We start from the raw sequence: 1,071 nt of genomic DNA on the forward strand, positions 1-1,071 counted from the left end.
TCATCGCCGCCCCGCCGTCGGCGTGCAGCCAGCCCGGGGCGGTGCCCTGCTCGGCGATGATGTCCGCGACCAGGTCCGTGGCCAGCTGCCCGTCCTCGACGGCCTCGACGCGCCAGCCGACGATGTAGCGGCTGAAGATGTCGATCACGACGTAGGCGTGGAACCAACACCCCTTGGACGGCCCGCGCATCTTGGTGATGTCCCAGCTCCAGACTTCCTTCGGGGCGCGGGCGATCAACTCCGGCACCTTCTTGGGCGGATGCGTCGCCTGACGACGCCGCTCACCGGCCTGCCCGGCCGCAGCCAGGATCCGGTACATCGTCCGGGCCGAGCACCAGTACCGGCCGGCGTCCAACTCCCGGGTAAACACCTGCGCCGGGGCCAGGTCCGCATACTCCTTGCTGTTCAGCACGGCCAGGACCTGCGCCTTCTCCTTCGCGGTCAGCTCGCCCGGATGCTGCGACCGGCGCCGTCGGCGAGCCGGACCGTGCTTGGGGTTGGCCTGACGATGATGGGTCGCCCGCGACCTTCCCACCAGCGCGCACGCAGCCACCACCCCGACATGCGGGAGCAGCTCATCGACCGTGTCTGCCTGCCAGGACCGGTAACCGGCCTGGTCCATCACGCGTTCTTCGACGACAGAGACTCCAAGAACGCGACACCTTTTCCCAGCACATCCAGCGCCGCTTCCTTGGACGCGATGACCTCGTCCTTCGCCGCAGCCTCCGCCTCCAACCGGGCAACCTGCCGCTCCAGCTCCGCGATCCGTGTCTGCTCGGCCGACCTGGCCGGCCGACCACCACGACGACGCCCCTGCGAAGACTTCTCCAGCGTCCCGGCCTCGATCGCAGCCCGCCACTCCTGCACATGAGAGTCGTACAACCGCTCCCTGCGCAGGACCGCTCCCTTCTGCCCCACCGGCGCCGCGTCATACTCCGCCACGATCGCCCGCTTGAACTCCATCGTGAACGACCGCCGCGCGGCCCGCTGCGACCGCGGCCCGGCCCCTACCACGTCTGCCGGCGCGCTCTCGCCAGCCTTGCTGTCCTTGCCCATGAATCCGTTCTCCAG

Annotated in this window: 2 protein-coding genes; both read right to left on the reverse strand. The window is 69.5% G+C overall.

Annotated features, from left to right (window positions below):
• Window positions 1–622: DDE-type integrase/transposase/recombinase (locus tag ACYVK5_RS25690; RefSeq protein ID WP_460709102.1), on the reverse strand; the 622-nt coding region annotated here is incomplete at its 3' end.
• A partial coding sequence (locus ACYVK5_RS25695) for a transposase (protein ID WP_460709104.1) occupies window positions 622–1,071 on the reverse strand: 450 nt, incomplete at its 5' end. The genes ACYVK5_RS25690 and ACYVK5_RS25695, both read right to left, overlap by 1 nt.

This window comes from Myceligenerans halotolerans (assembly GCF_054782975.1).